Source organism: Herbaspirillum huttiense, from assembly GCF_004367745.1.
In the GTDB taxonomy this organism is placed as follows: domain Bacteria; phylum Pseudomonadota; class Gammaproteobacteria; order Burkholderiales; family Burkholderiaceae_D; genus Herbaspirillum; species Herbaspirillum huttiense.
The window spans coordinates 3465672-3480455 of record NZ_CP037993.1 but is presented as its reverse complement, the minus strand read 5'-3'; the positions used below and the strand labels follow the sequence as shown (position 1 = coordinate 3480455).

The 14784-nt window shown below is 63.0% G+C and carries 13 protein-coding genes; 9 read left to right on the top strand and 4 right to left on the bottom strand.

Annotation, left to right across the window (positions count from 1 at the left end; genetic code table 11):
- The first annotated feature begins 226 nt into the window (after window positions 1-226).
- Together E2K99_RS15605 and E2K99_RS15600 are read left to right on the top strand one after the other, a co-directional pair.
- Window positions 227-1618, top strand: coding sequence for an aminotransferase-like domain-containing protein (locus E2K99_RS15605; RefSeq protein ID WP_420840831.1), 1392 nt, complete (start codon window positions 227-229; stop codon window positions 1616-1618).
- Between the two features lie 215 nt (window positions 1619-1833).
- Window positions 1834-3444, top strand: coding sequence for a methyl-accepting chemotaxis protein (locus E2K99_RS15600; RefSeq protein ID WP_134222809.1), 1611 nt, complete (start codon window positions 1834-1836; stop codon window positions 3442-3444).
- A gap of 66 nt (window positions 3445-3510) precedes the next feature.
- Here E2K99_RS15600 and E2K99_RS15595 read toward each other — a convergent pair whose 3' ends face one another.
- Both E2K99_RS15595 and E2K99_RS15590 read right to left on the bottom strand, forming a co-directional pair.
- A complete protein-coding gene (locus E2K99_RS15595; RefSeq protein ID WP_134222808.1) occupies window positions 3511-5142 on the bottom strand; it encodes an FAD-dependent oxidoreductase in 1632 nt (543 codons plus the stop codon).
- The gene (locus E2K99_RS15590) at window positions 5142-6653 is read right to left on the bottom strand and encodes a polyamine aminopropyltransferase (RefSeq protein ID WP_134222807.1); all 1512 of its coding nucleotides are present in this window, start codon (window positions 6651-6653) and stop codon (window positions 5142-5144) included. The genes E2K99_RS15595 and E2K99_RS15590 overlap by 1 nt, the downstream gene beginning before the upstream one ends.
- 54 nt (window positions 6654-6707) lie before the next feature.
- Between E2K99_RS15590 and E2K99_RS15585 the strand changes: the two genes are divergently transcribed.
- From E2K99_RS15585 to E2K99_RS15565, 6 genes are all read left to right on the top strand, one after another.
- Complete coding sequence (locus tag E2K99_RS15585) at window positions 6708-7094, top strand: DUF350 domain-containing protein (RefSeq protein WP_039785084.1); 387 nt, start codon at window positions 6708-6710, stop codon at window positions 7092-7094.
- Between the two features lie 39 nt (window positions 7095-7133).
- A complete protein-coding gene (locus tag E2K99_RS15580) occupies window positions 7134-8171 on the top strand; it encodes an SPFH domain-containing protein (protein WP_034335119.1) in 1038 nt (345 codons plus the stop codon).
- Window positions 8172-8248: 77 nt separating this feature from the next.
- Window positions 8249-9688 (top strand): DUF4178 domain-containing protein, encoded by a 1440-nt coding sequence (locus E2K99_RS15575; RefSeq protein WP_134222806.1) that lies wholly within the window; start codon window positions 8249-8251, stop codon window positions 9686-9688.
- Window positions 9688-9849 carry a hypothetical protein gene (locus tag E2K99_RS25550; RefSeq protein WP_157845714.1) on the top strand — a complete coding sequence of 54 codons (162 nt, stop codon included), beginning with the start codon at window positions 9688-9690 and terminating at the stop codon, window positions 9847-9849. Before E2K99_RS15575 ends, E2K99_RS25550 begins: the two co-directional genes overlap by 1 nt.
- Window positions 9846-10232, top strand: a complete 387-nt coding sequence (gene speD / locus E2K99_RS15570) for an adenosylmethionine decarboxylase (RefSeq protein WP_121041987.1) — start codon at window positions 9846-9848, stop codon at window positions 10230-10232. The genes E2K99_RS25550 and speD overlap by 4 nt, the downstream gene beginning before the upstream one ends.
- Before the next feature lie 151 nt (window positions 10233-10383).
- Window positions 10384-11385: a hypothetical protein gene (locus E2K99_RS15565; RefSeq protein ID WP_240733729.1), complete on the top strand. Its 1002-nt coding sequence runs from the start codon at window positions 10384-10386 to the stop codon at window positions 11383-11385.
- An 11-nt stretch (window positions 11386-11396) separates the two neighbouring features.
- Here the strand turns inward: E2K99_RS15565 and E2K99_RS15560 are convergent, their stop codons facing one another.
- Window positions 11397-12305 carry a LysR family transcriptional regulator gene (locus tag E2K99_RS15560; RefSeq protein WP_121041985.1) on the bottom strand — a complete coding sequence of 303 codons (909 nt, stop codon included), beginning with the start codon at window positions 12303-12305 and terminating at the stop codon, window positions 11397-11399.
- A gap of 252 nt (window positions 12306-12557) precedes the next feature.
- On the opposite strand from E2K99_RS15560, the gene aceB reads away from it, so the two are divergent.
- Window positions 12558-14144 (top strand): malate synthase A, encoded by a 1587-nt coding sequence (gene aceB / locus E2K99_RS15555; protein ID WP_134222805.1) that lies wholly within the window; start codon window positions 12558-12560, stop codon window positions 14142-14144.
- A 151-nt stretch (window positions 14145-14295) separates the two neighbouring features.
- Here aceB and E2K99_RS15550 read toward each other — a convergent pair whose 3' ends face one another.
- Complete coding sequence (locus E2K99_RS15550) at window positions 14296-14502, bottom strand: cold-shock protein (RefSeq protein ID WP_006464465.1); 207 nt, start codon at window positions 14500-14502, stop codon at window positions 14296-14298.
- Window positions 14503-14784 lie beyond the last annotated feature (282 nt).

Here is a 14784-nt window from a genome sequence, read left to right as displayed (position 1 = left end):
GCGCTGGTCTCTCTTTTCGTCGTTATATGAAGTTCTGGAATGGGCGGCAGGCTGCGCGCCGCCGTCCAGCGCTGGCAGAATAGCAAGGGTGTACCATTGCGCATGGGTACAGTTGCTGCCAACAGCAGGGCAACTGTACCCAGGACAATCCCTTTGCATTGCAGCAAGTCCCGACGACGCGGGCCGGGCGAGCGAGTACCTGCCTGCTTTTTGGAGAGTCTTATCCGTGACCATCCCCCAGACACTCACCCAGACCCTGGTGCAGCTGATCCGTCGCCAGATCGCCGAGGGTGCGCATGCTCCCGGCAGCCGCCTGCCGTCGATCCGCGAGCTGGCCGCCCGGCATGGCTGTGCCAAAAACACCATCGTCAACGTGTTCGAGGAATTGACGGCGCAAGGGGTGGTCGAGCCCCGGCGCGGCTCCGGCTTCTTCGTCTGCGCCACGCCGCCGCGCCCGAAGGAAGAAGAGGAGGGCAGCCTGAGCCGCGCCATGGACGTGGTCTGGCTCATGCGCGAGCAGTTGAAGCACGACCCCGGCCATCTGCGCCTGGGCGATGGCTTCCCGCCGGTGGAGTGGCTGCACGATGTGCGGCTGGACAAATTCCACCAGAAGGTGGTGCGCACCGGCATGGGTGCGCTGTTCGGCTACGGCAGCCGCTTCGGCTACCTGCCGCTGCGCCAGCACCTGGTGCAGAAGCTGGCGCAGCATGGCATCGAGGCCGCCACCAGCCAGATCGTGCTGACCCACGGGGCCAACCAGGCGCTCGATATCGTGATCCGCAATTTCATCCGCCCCGGCGATCGCGTGCTGGTCGATGAACCGGGCTACTACATGTTGTACGGCAAACTCAAGCTGTCCGGTGCGCGCATCGTCGGCATCCCGCGCCATGCGGACGGGCCGGATATCGAGGCCCTGGAACGCGAACTGAAGCTGCCCGGCAAGCCGCCGCTGTTCTTCACCCAGTCGCTGGCGCACAATCCCACGGCCTCGGACACCTCTCCGCACAAGGCGCACAAGATCCTGCAACTGGCCGATCGCCACGATGCCCTGATCGTGGAGAACGATGCCTTCGCCGACTTCAAGCCGGCTACCGCGCCGCGTATCGCCACGCTGGACCAGTTGCGCCGCACGCTCTACATCGGCAGCTTTTCCAAGTCGGTGTCCGCCGCGCTGCGCGTGGGCTTCATTGCCTGCCACCGTGATCTGGCCAGTGACCTGGCCGACATCAAGATGCTGGTCCACATGAGCAGTTCCGAATACTGCGAGCGCACGCTGGACGTGATCTTGTCCGACGGCCACTTCAGCCGCCACACGGCGCGTCTGCGCGAGCGTCTGGCGCACGCCACCGACGCCGCCTGCCACCAGCTGCAGCAACTGGGGGCAGAGTTGTTCTGCGCGCCTCAGCAATCCATGTACCTGTGGGCGAGATTTCCCGCTTTTACGGATGCCCGGCCACTGGCGCAGGCCCTAATGGCGCATCACGTGGTGCTGGCTCCGGGCAGCATCTTCCATGTCGACCCGGAACACAGCGTGCCATGGTCCCGCTTCAATGTCGGACAGCTGTCGGACCCGCGATTTGCCGCCGCCATGGCCAGGTTGCTGGATCAACAAGCTTGAATTCCCGCATGCTGGGGCAATGCCGGCATGGTTTCCGCGCCGTCGGGAAGAGAACCGCCATTGCCCGTCTGTTCGGGGCTTAGTTGTCTTGTTCCGCTTGCCCTCGCGTGCCATAGTGCTGGACGACGGCAGTCGGGGACTGCCGTGCTGACAACAATAATCAAGATGACATTGCGAAGTCCTCGCCCGGAGGCTTCGCTAGGGACGGAAAAGACATGAATATCCTTGGCAACATGAATATCGGCAAGCGCCTGACCTTGGGCTTTGCCGTGATCCTCGCGTTTTCCGCCATCGTGGCGGGTATCAGCCTGTGGCGACTGGAGCAGGTGTCGACGGCCACGCGCGAGATGATGAACGATCCGCTCAAGACTGAACGCCTCATGGGCGACTGGTATACCAACCTGACCGCCGGCATTCGCCGCACCCTGGCCATCGCCAAGAGCAGTGATCCGTCGCTGGCAGCGTATTTCGCGGAGGAAGCCGCGGCCTCCACCAAGAGTTCCTCGGAGTACCAGAAGCAGGTCGAGGGCTTGCTGGTCACCCCCGAAGAAAAGGCGCTGTTCCAGAAGATCGGGGAGCAGCGCAAGGTGTACCTGTCGTCGCGTGACCAGATCGTCAAACTGAAGGCGGCAGGCAACGTGGAAGAGGCCATGCGCCTGCTGGACACCGTCTTCGTGCCCGCCGCCGCGACCTACCAGAAACTGATGCGCGAGATGGTCGACATCCAGCGCAAGGATATCGACGATACCGCAAAGGAAATCGACAACATCGCGGCCCAGAGCCGGATCCTGATTGTGGTGCTGGAGGGCCTGATCCTGTTGCTGGGCATCGTGCTGGCGCGCACCCTGACGCTGGGCATCACCAAGCCGCTGCAGACGGCGGTGGTGGTGTCGCGCAAGGTGGCCGAGGGCGACCTGGCGACCCAGGTGCAGGTGACCTCGCGCGACGAAACCGGCCAGCTGCTGCAATCGCTCAAGGACATGAATGACAGCCTGCGCGGCATCGTCGCCAATGTGCGCACCGGCACCGATACCATCAGCACGGCCTCGGCCGAGATCGCGGCCGGCAACCTCGACCTGTCCGGGCGCACCGAACAGCAGGCCAGTTCACTGGAAGAAACTGCCTCGGCGATGGAAGAACTGATCTCCACCGTGCGCCAGAACGCCGACAATGCGCGCCAGGCCAGCCAGCTGGCGCAATCGGCCTCCAGTGTGGCCGAGCAGGGCGGCGGCGTGGTCAGCCAGGTGGTCGATACCATGGGGGCCATCAATGCCTCCTCGCGCAAGATCGTGGACATCATCAGCGTGATCGACGGCATCGCCTTCCAGACCAATATCCTGGCACTCAACGCTGCCGTGGAAGCGGCGCGCGCCGGGGAACAGGGACGCGGCTTTGCGGTGGTGGCTTCCGAAGTGCGCTCGCTGGCCCAGCGTTCGGCCTCGGCGGCCAAGGAGATCAAGGAACTGATCAACGACTCGGTGGAGAAGGTCGGCGACGGCAGCCGCCTGGTCGAGCAGGCCGGCGTCACCATGCAGGAAGTGGTCAGCAGCGTGCGCCACGTGACCGACATCGTGGCCGAGATCAGCGCCGCCAGCGCCGAGCAGACCAGTGGCATCGAGCAGATCAACCTGGCCATCACGCAGATGGACCAGGTAACCCAGCAGAATGCGGCGCTGGTCGAGCAGGCTGCGGCCGCAGCGGCCTCGATGCAGAACCAGGCGGGACGGCTGGCGCAGATGGTCAGCGTGTTCCGGATCAATGAGGGCGAGACGCTGGTGTGGCGCGAGATCGACGTCACGCCGGCCGGCCCGACGCTGCCGCACTGAGTGGCTGCGGACCCATGACAAACGGCCCCTCGCGGGCCGTTTGTCATTCCAGCGACGGCTGCAGCGTCAGGTCTTCAGCGCTTTGAGCGCGGCCTGATAGCCCCACCAGCTGGCTTCTTCAAACAGCGAAAAACCGGACAGGTCGGCATGCGCGAAGAGGATCTTGCCGTCTGCCTGCTGCAATTTTCTCAGTCCCGCATTGCTGCGGAAACCGGGCGTGGGGATCGCCATCGCATGTGCCCGCAGCGTAATATCCACGCGCTCCACCGCAGCACCGAATTGCCAGCCATATGCCTGCTGCAAGTCTTCCATGGCCAGTGCCAGCAACTGGGCCGGCGTGGCCTGGTCCATCCAGCGCCGGGCCTGATCCGGGGCCAGATGCGTCAGCGCCACATAGGAGGTGAACACCGTCTGTTGCGGCGGATGGACGCGGATATCCTGATGGGTCGAAACGACATAGCCCAGGCCCGGTTCACGCTGGACCACGTTATCCCAAGACAGCGGTGCCTCGGGTTTTTCCTTGGGGAAGCGCTTGAGCAGGAAGTTGGCCACCAGCCACGGCGCGCGGGCCGGCAGGTGCTGCGCGGGATCGAAGCCCAGCGTGGCCATGGCCGGAATGATGCGCGCCGCGACGAACAGCGGCATGGCGCAGATGGCCTTGCGCGCGCGCAGCAGGAAGCTGGTGGCCTGGCCATCGCGCAGGACCATGCAAAGCGCTTCGATTCCACGTGAAGTTTCTTGCAGCTGCAGCACCGTGCCGGGGCGGCGGCGCGGGCCGATGCGGCGCGCCAGTCCCTCGGCCAGCGGCTGCAAGCCACCCGGCCAGGTCAGCCAGGCGCCGTCGGCGGCATTGGCCGCCTGGCCGCTGCGGCTGCAGAAATAATGCAGGCCGGCCCAGGCCGAGACCTGGTCGTAGCGTGCGCCGTAGTCGTCACGGCAACCGTAGTTGGCCAGCCAGTGCAGGGCAGGGGAGCGATAGCCGTCCTGCTCCAGCCATTGCCGCATGGTGATGCGGTCCAGCGCCAGCCAGCGCGGGTCATCCGAGGCCTGCGCGGACGGCAGCATGAACGCGCGCCGGCCCCGGGCATCGCGGCTGGCGCGCAGGCTGTCCATGCTGCGGTTGAAACGATCCAGCTCTTCCTGTTCGCCCGGCTGCAAGGGCGGCAGCAGGCCTTCGTACCAGTGCCCGTCGACCAGCAGCCGTTCATCCGGTGCGTGCAGCAGATAGCGTTCGTCGTAATAGGGGCGCTCGGCCTGGGCGTCGCGCAGGATCACGCCCAGGTCGGCGAGAATTTCGCGCACGTGCAGGCATTCCTGTGAGGGCAGCGGCAGATAGTGGGCCCCGGTCGGGCAGGCGTATTCACCGGCCTGGCCGTAGCGTGCTCCGGCGGCATTACCGTCGGCTTCCGGGCCGTCGATCACGAGAAAATCCTGATGGCCCGAGCGTTCCAGCTTCCAGGCTGCGGTCAGGCCGGCCACTCCCGAGCCGAGGATGGCGATGTCGGTCTCGATGATCTCCGAAGGGACCGGCAGGCGGCCGGGATGCCTGGCCAGATCGCGCAGGAAGTGGCCTTCCGCGCGGCCCGGTGCGCGGATGCCGGGATCGACTTCCCGCCATTTCTGCAGGACGCCGCCCGCGCCCAGCGTGGCCGCGCCCGCCGCCACCGCTGCGCCCAGAATGAAGCTGCGCCGCTGCATCAGCGCACCACCTGATGCCAGTCCTGCTCGAAGTAGCGCACCAGCGACTGGTTGTTGAGCCGGTTGGGCTCGACCTCCACACGCGGCATGTCGGGCGGGAAGCGGAACATCTCGGCCGTGGTGGCCCCGTTGAGATAGCGCATCGGCTGCGCATAGGTGGTGGGTGCAACGTAGTCACGCTGCGGCGAAGCCAGGATGAAGCCCCATTCACCGAAGGACGGTACGTAGAGGTGATAGGGATAGGTCTTCCATTGCGCCTCGCGCAGCGTGGCGTCGATGGACCAGTAGGCATGTGGGGCGAAATAGGGCGAAGTCGCCTGCACCACGATCAGGCCATTGGCCGAGATGTGCTTCTTGAGCACGCCGTAGAACGGCACCGAGAACAGTTTGCCCAGCGCAAAGCTGGAAGGATCGGGGAAGTCGACGATGGCCAGGTCGAAGGTCTGCGTACTGTTCTGCAACCACACGGCCGCATCGGCATTGATGATCTTCACGCGCGGATCGGACAACGCGCCCTTGTTCAGCGCCACCAGTTCCGGACGTTGCCGGAAGGCTTGCGTCATCGCCGGATCGAGATCGACCAGCGTCACCTCCCGGATACCGGGATGGCGCAGGATCTCCCGGAGGGCCAGTCCGTCGCCGCCGCCCAGCACCAGCACCGACCGCGCCCAGGGCAGGGTGGCCAGGGCCGGATGCACCAGGGCTTCGTGATAGCGGTATTCGTCACGTGAAGAAAACTGCAGATTGCCATTGATGTAGAGCCGCAGATCATCCTTCCAGCGGGTGATCACCAGGCGCTGGTAGGGGGTGCTGGTGGAATAGATGACTTCATCGCCGTACATGCCGTGCTCGCCCCATTGCACCAGCCGGTCCGAGGCGGCAAAGCCGGTCCCCAGCAGGAACAGCACCAGGCAGGCCCGCAGCAACTGCCGCTGTGCCTGCTGCAGTTCGGCGCGGAAGACGTAGATGGTCCACAAGCCCACGGCCACGTTGCTCATCCCGAACAGGAAGCCGGTGCGCGTGAGGCCCAGATGCGGTGCCAGTACCAGCGGAAACAGCAACGAGACGGCCAGTGCACCCAGATAGTCGAAGGTCAGCACCGTGCTCACCAGCTCGCGGAAGGCGGTCTGGCGGGCATTGAGGGTGCGCATGACCAGCGGCACTTCCATGCCCACCAGTGCGCCGATCAGGAACACCACGCTGTAGAGCAGGATGCGAAAAGGCGCTGCCGACCACGAGAAGGAGAGAAACAGCAGCGCCGCCGAGAGGCCGCCGATCAGTCCCACCATGATCTCGATGTCCACGAAGCGCGCCAGCACGTCTTCATCCTTGACGTATTTGGAGACATGCGCGCCCACCCCCATGGCAAACAGATAGCAGCCGATGATGGTGGAGAACTGCAGCACCGAGTCCCCCAGCAGGTAGCTCGACAGTGCGCCTGCAATCAGTTCGTAGGCGAGGCCGCACGAGGCGACCACGAAAATCGACAACACCAGTATTCTGTTGATCATGAATTTTTTTATGGCTTAATATGCAGGTCTTGATGCCACCACGCGAGAATCGTTTTGCCTGCCATCCTCAACTACGCGCTTCATCTCTTGCTGGCCGCTATTCTATTGGCGGTCTTTTTCAAGGTATATACCTGGGTCACTCCTTATGATGAAGTCTTGTTGATCCGACAAGGCAACCGCGCTGCGGCGATGTCGCTGGGAGGGGCGATGGGCGGCTTCTCACTCACCATCGCCTCCTCCATCCTGCATACCAACGATTACCAGCAATTCTTTGCCTGGGCAGCCGGTGCGCTGGTGGTACAGCTGCTGGCTTATCTGGTGACCACGCGCGGACTGCGCATTTCACGCGAACATATCGAAACCGACAATGTCGCCTTCGGTGGCCTGATGGGCACGATCTCGCTGTGCATCGGGGCCATCAATGCGGCCTGCATTTCCTGACCTCTTCATTGTTCATCCTTCATCCCCCCGGAGTGCCGCATGAATCTCGGATCATTCATCAAGAAGCAATTCATCGATGTCCTGCAATGGAATGAGGACCAGGAAGGCGTGCTGGCCTGGCGCTATCCGATGCAGGATTTTGAAATCCAGAATGGTGCCACCCTGACGGTGCGCGAATCGCAGCTCGCTGTCTTCGTCAACGAAGGGCAGGTGGCCGATATCTTCACCCCCGGCAATTACACGCTCACCACCCGCACCCTGCCGGTGCTGACCAACCTGAAGAATTGGGACAAGCTGTTCGAGTCGCCCTTCAAGTCGGATGTCTATTTCTTCAGTACCCGCCTGCAGACCGGTCGCAAGTGGGGCACGCCGCAGCCGATCACGATCCGCGACAAGGATTTCGACATGATCCGCGTGCGTGCCTTTGGCATGTATTCGTATGCCCTGTCGGATCCGCGCGTGTTCTTCTCGCGCATCAGCGGCACCCGCGAGGTGTACACCCGCGAAGACTTTGAAGACCAGCTGCAGGGCATCCTGCTCTCCACGCTGGCCAATTCCCTGGGCAATGCGCAGAGCGCCTTCCTCGACCTGGCGGCCAACCAGACGCTCATGGCCAACACGGTGCGCGACGCCATGGCCCTGAGTTTTGCGCAATACGGCCTGACGCTGGACCAGTTCAACATCGCCAGCTTCAATCTGCCGGATGACCTGCAAGTGGCGCTGGACCAGCGCATCGCGGCCGGCATGAAGGGCGGGCTGGATGCCGCCAAGGCCGCCGGATATGCGCGCGTCCAGGCGGCCGAGGCAATTCCGATTGCGGCCGGCAACGAAGGTGGCCTGGCAGGACTGGGGGCTGGATTGGCCACGGGCGTCTCGATGGGGCAGGTCATGGCCGATGCCCTGGGGACTGGCGCAGCGGGCGCTCAGGGCCACGCCGCCGCCGCTCCTGCGGCCGCCGCCGGCCCGACACCCGCGGAGCGGCTGGGCCAGTTGAAGCAGTTGCTGGATCAAGGCCTGATCAGCGCCGCCGATTACGATGCCGCCAAAGCCGAGGTCCTGAAGAAACTGATTGGCTGAAGGTGCGCCTGCATTTTCCCCACATGCTTCCCGCCGGCAGGCGGGCCTGCGCCTGCCGGCGCTTCTCTGGTTGACTCATGCAGACAGCAAGCTGCCCCAATTGCGGGGCACCCACTGAATTCAAGTCGCTGGCCTCGGTCATGGCGGTGTGCAGCTATTGCCGCACCACCGTCTACAAGGACGGCTCGGCTGCCCACACGCTGGGGCAGGTCTCCGAGGTGCTCGACGATTATTCGCCCATCCAGATCGGCACCAGCGGATTCATCGAGGGCCAGGCGTTCACCGTGGTCGGACGCATCCAGCTGCAATATGACGGCGGCTTGTGGAACGAATGGGCCCTGCAGGTCGGCGATGGCCAGCAGGAATGGTGGCTCTCGGATGCCTCCGGGCTCTATACGGTGACCCGGCGGACCGCCGCCACGCAAACCTGGCCGCGTTTCGACGAACTCAAGCCGCTGACCCGCGTGGAGATCGGCGGCATCCCCCATGTGGTGGGCGATGTGCGGACCGCCCGTTGTACCGGCGGCCAGGGCGAACTGCCGCTGGGGCTGCGCGACGGATGGCAGGCGCGCGTAGCGGACCTGCATGTGGCGGATCGCTTCGTCACGCTGGATTTCTCCGATGAGGAAGTGCCGGTGCTGTACCAGGGCAAGAGCGTCACGCTGGAATCGCTCAAATGTGAATTCCTGCGCGACGACGATACCGTGCGCGCCGGCAGCTATCGCTATCAGGGCAAGCTGGGGTCGATGACCTGCCCCGCATGCGGCACCGCCATTCGCTTCCTGCCGCGCCAGACCGAACACCTGGTGTGCCAGTCCTGTCACAGCCAGATCGCACTGACCGGCGTCAAGGCCGAGGTGGTGGCCGCACAAGAGAAGATCGCGGCGGCCGCGCTGACGCTGGAACTGGGTACGCAGGCCACCATTGCCGGTGCCAGGTTCGAAGTCATCGGCGCCATGCGGCGCACCGATGATGACGAGCAGTGGACCGAATACCTGCTGCACAACGAACGGCGCGGCTTTCTCTGGCTGGTCGAAGCCGACGAGGGCTGGAGTACCGCGTCGGTGCTCCAGACCTGGCCGGACATGTCGGGGGCGGATGGTGTCACGCAGGGCCGCTTGCGCCTGCCCATGCAATACGAAGCCGAGGCACGGGTCACTTATGCGGTCGGTGCCTTCAACTGGAAGGTGTCCGTGGGCGACGTCACGCGCGTGGTCCAGTACGGCAAAGGCAGCAAGAGCTTGACGCTGGAAGTGACGGCAGAGGAAGCCACCTGGTCCGAAGCCAAGCCGGTCTCGCCCGACCAGCTCAGGGCCTGGCTGGGGAAGGAAGTCGCGTCCGAGACTGCGCGCGCTGCACCGGGCATGTCCTTCATGACCCTGGCGCACGTGATGGCGGTCCTCTTCGTGATCCTGAATTGCATTCCCATTCTTGGCTACGATCATTTCTGGAGTGGCCTCATTACCTTGACCCTGATCTACGCCCCGGCCTACAAGCTCGACGGGAATGATTTCTGATGAAGATCCTCTTCGTGCTCTACGCCTTGTTCATCATCGCGATCTCGACGCTGTACAACTGGGGCTCGACCAGCTTCTCCAGTTCGCGCTCGTCCTCCGGCAGCAGTTGGTCGTCCTCCAGTTCGGGCGGATCCTGGGGCGGCGGAGGCGGGCACAAGTGAGCGCCAACGCCTTCCCCGCCCGTGGCCAGCATCTGCTGGCCGATCTGGATGGCATCGACGCTGCGCGTCTGTGCGATCCCGTGGCGATCGAATCCCTCTTGCGGCAGGCGGCGGCTCATGCCGGGGCGACCGTGCTGCAGGGCCATTTTCATCACTTCGGGCCGCAGCAGGGCGTCACCGGCGTGCTGTTGCTGGCCGAATCCCACCTTTCCATTCATACCTGGCCGGAAGCGCGCTTTGCTGCGCTCGACATTTTCCTTTGCGGCGCATTGCAGGTGGAACAGGCCCTGGAGATCATCGTGGCGGGGCTGCAACCTGAACAGCTGCATCGCCAGCTGATCGAGCGTCAGGTACGCCTGCTGCCGATGGCGACGTGCGCCTGACATATCACGGGTATTGATCAGGGTTGCAGTAGTCACGCCGCAAACCAGGCTGGGCGCGGTTCCGGCGATGATCGACAAGGCCGGAATTTCGTTGGTCAGGCCATTTTCTTTGTCTTAAGATGCGCGCTTTTCATTCTGCCAAGCGTGAATCATGTGGACTGTCACTTGCCCGTCCTGCGAGAAGTACGTCGAATTCCACAGCCTGGCCTCGACCATGGCGGTGTGCGTGTACTGCCGCGCCGTGGTCGACAGGCGTAATCAGAAGACCCGTGGCGTCTCCAGGATGCCGGCCCTGGCAAAGGGCGCCGGTCCGCTGCCGATCGGCCGAATGGGCTGCTTCGAAGGGCGCGCCTTCAGCATCGTGGGGCAACGCCAGTGGCGAACTGGCGCGCGTGTCTGGAACCAGTGGTGGCTGAAGATGCGGGGCGACTCGCTGGAATGGCGCTTGCTGGAAGCCGGGGGACGCTACGCCATCGTCTCCCGGGTCGATCTTGAGCAAGCCTTGCCGAGATTCGATCAACTCAAGCCACGCATGCGCGTGAAGTTATTCGACCGAAGCTGGGTGGTCAGTGCGGTGCGCGATGTAGCTTGCAGCGGTGGCGAGGGCGAATGGGCCATGACCCGGTCTGCTCGGCAGCGCGCGCGCATGGTCGATCTGGAGGCGGGCGATGGCGTCCTGATGCTGGACTATTCGCTTGGCGATACGCCCGTGCTTTATCTGGGAAAGCGGATGCCGCTGGAGGCGCTGATCAGTCTGCCTGAACCCGCCGCACAACAGGAACCCGTTCCCTCGCACGGTGTGGCCACACATCCGTCGAGCGAGGACATCGAACTGAGTCCGATGGGATCGGCGCATACGTCGGTGGTGTGCTACCTGGTGATGACCTTGGGATTTTACTGGGCCAGCGACTTCATCTGGAGCATGCGCCAGACCTGGGTGTTCCTCCTGACCTTGGCCGCGGTGTATCTGCCTGCGCGCTTGCTCAAGGCGATGGGAGAAAAAGGGCAGGCCCAATCCGTGCTGCGAGGCTACGCGCTCTATGCGGTCATCGTCACGTGCGTGGCCCTCGTCCATCAAATGATTCAGGCAGAGGAAGAGGACTACTCAGTGTCCTCAGGCAGTAGCTGGGGCGGCAGCGCGGGACACAAGTGAGCCGTCAGGGATCAGAGGCGCTGCTTCCAGTAGTCCGGCTGCGCATAGGCGTGCCGCAGAAAATCCACGAAGGCGCGAATGCGCAGCGGCAGGTGCCGACGCTGCGCGAAGACCGCATAGATGGAGGGGGCCGGGGCGGCGAATTTGTCCAGCACGGTCACCAGTTCGCCGGCCTCGATCGCCGCACCCACCTCCCACATCGAGCGCCAGGCCAGACCACGCCCGGCCAGCGCCCAGTTGTGCAGCACCTCGCCATCATTGCAGACCATGTTGCCGCCGACCTTGTAGACGCTGACCTTGCCCGATTGCTTGAGCGTCCAGCCGCGCTGGCTGCCTTCGCTGCTCATGGCCAGGCAGTTGTGGCGCACCAGCTCATCAGGACTGGCCGGCGTGCCGTGACGGCGCAAGTAGGAGGGCGCAGCGACGATCACCCGATGGTTCTCGGCCAGCTTCACGCTCACCAGGTTGGAGTCGGTCAGGGTGGCGATGCGAATGGCGACGTCGATGCCTTCCCCGATGACGTCGGCGATGCGGTCGTTCAGGTTCAGCGTGAGGGTGACATCGCGGTGCTCGGCCAGGAAGGAGGGGACCAGCGGTGCCACGTGCTGGCGGCCGAAACCGGCCGGGGCCGAGATCAGCAGTTGCCCGCTGGCGCGCGCGCTGCGTTCGGACACCGCCGATTCGGCATCTTCCAGGTCGGCCAGGATACGCTGGCAGTCTTCCAGGAAGGCCGCGCCTTCGTTGGTCAGCACGATCTTGCGCGTGGTCCGCTGCAGCAGTTTCACGCCCAGGCGCTCCTCCAGCGCATCCAGCCGCCGGCCTATCATGGCCGGGGCGATGCCTTCGGCGCGGGCGGCCGCCGACAGGCTGCCCCGGGCGGCCACCTCGGCAAAGGTCGAAATCTGCTTGAACTGGTCCATGCCTGCACTCTCCAAACGCCTGAAAACAGGCGGCAAAGCCGCGCCGGAACTGGTGCGGCGGGTTGCAGCCATTATCAGCTCACTTGTGACTAAAACGCAAAGATAAATTGATAAAAGCTTTCACTCATATCGATTTGGTTTAAATATACTGCGTACATAAAGTGTCTGATGCGATGCAAAAAGCTGCACGGTCTCAGGCACAATCATGAAAACAAGATCACCCAGTCCATTTTTCTTTTTGAGGAGTCCAGCATGACGCAACTGAAGCTGCCCACCGGCATGGAAATCTCCGGCGAGATCAAGCCGGGTTACGAGAACGTCCTGACCTTTGAAGCCCTGTCGCTGGTCGCCAAGCTCTCGCGCGCCTTCGAAGGCCGTCGCCAGGAGCTGCTGGCTGCCCGTGCCGAGCGCGTCAAGCGCTTGGACGCCGGCGAGCGCCCCGACTTCCTGAAGGAAACCGAATCCATCCGCAGCGGCGACTGGAAGATCGCTCCCATCCCCGAAGCCCTGAAGTGCCGCCGTGTGGAAATCACCGGTCCGGTCGAGCGCAAGATGGTCATCAACGCCTTCAACTCGGGCGCGGACAGCTACATGACCGACTTCGAGGATTCCAACTCCCCGGTGTGGGACAACCAGATCAGCGGCCAGATCAACCTGTATGACGCGATCCGCCGCACCATCTCGCTGGAATCCAACGGCAAGAGCTACAAGCTCAACGACAAGATCGCCACCCTGGTGGTGCGTCCGCGTGGCTGGCACCTGGATGAAAAGCACGTCACCCTGGACGGCAAGCGCATTTCCGGCGGCATCTTCGACTTCGCCCTGTTCCTGTTCCACAACGCGAAGGAGCAGCTGGCGCGCGGCGCCGGTCCGTACTTCTACCTGCCCAAGATGGAATCGCACCTGGAAGCGCGTCTGTGGAACGACATCTTCGTGATGGCCCAGAATGAAATCGGCCTGCCGCAAGGCACCATCAAGGCCACCGTGCTGATCGAGACCATCACTGCCGCCTTCGAGATGGAAGAGATCCTGTACGAACTGCGCGAGCACAGCGCGGGCCTGAATGCCGGCCGTTGGGACTACATCTTCTCCTGCATCAAGAAGTTCAAGAACGATAAGGACTTCTGCCTGGCCGATCGCGCCAAGGTCACCATGACCTCGCCGTTCATGCGCGCCTACGCCCTGCTGCTACTGAAGACCTGCCACAAGCGCGGTGCCCCGGCCATCGGCGGCATGAGCGCGCTGATCCCGATCAAGAACGATCCGGAAAAGAACGCCATCGCCATGCAAGGCATCATCAACGACAAGCGCCGCGACGCCACCGACGGTTACGACGGCGGCTGGGTGGCGCACCCGGGCCTGGTCGAAGCTTCCATGAAGGAATTCGTGGCCGTGCTGGGCGACAAGCCCAACCAGTTCGAAAAGCAGCGTCCGGACGTCGAGGTCAAGGCGGCCGACCTGCTGAACTTCCAGCCGGAAACCCCGATCACCGAAGCCGGCCTGCGCTACAACATCAACGTCGGCATTCACTACCTGGGTGCCTGGCTGGCCGGCAATGGCTGCGTGCCCATCCACAACCTGATGGAAGATGCGGCCACCGCCGAAATCAGCCGTGCCCAGGTGTGGCAGTGGATCCGCAGCGCCAAGGGCAACCTGGAAGACGGCCGCAAGGTCACCGCCGACATGGTGCGCGCGATGATTCCGGAAGAGCTGGCCAAGGTGAAGCAAGTGGCAGGCGATGGCCCGACCTATGACCGCGCCGCCAAGATCTTTGAAGAAATGTCCACTTCCGAGACCTTCGCCGAGTTCCTGACGCTGCCGCTGTACGAAGAAATCTGATTCAGATCCGCTTCAGCGCAAATGAAAATCCCCGCCACTCGCAAGAGGGCGGGGATTTTTTTGATGCCCATCACTTCACTTTGCGTAAGTACGAAAGTGAAGGACGAAAAAAATCCCCGACGAGTCGGGGATTTTTTATCAGCTTGAAAGCTTAAGCAGCCGGAACGATGTTCGAAGCTTGCTTGCCCTTCGGGCCGGTGGTCACTTCGAAGGAAACGCGTTGGTTTTCCTTCAGGGACTTGAAGCCATTCGACTGAATAGCCGAGAAGTGAGCGAACAGATCTTCGCCACCTTCATCGGGAGTGATGAAACCAAAACCCTTTGCATCGTTGAACCACTTGACGGTACCAGTTGCCATTACGGACTCCTAAATTTAATTGATTGGGGCTTGCGCCCGGCTCTTTATCGTTACTCGGGAGGAATGACAGCGAAGAACCGCACTACCAGCTCGAATCCTAACGACGCGACGATTATACTCATTAAATCGAGAATGCAAGCCATTTTCGGTACGAAACTTCCATTAAAAGTTTTAATGGCTGGTTCTGGTGCTTTAGATTTCTTTCAGTGCCGGGAAATGGTGCGCAGAACCGGCTTCAATCCCTTGTCTGGTGCGGGTTTCAGCGTGTCAGTGAATGTCCTA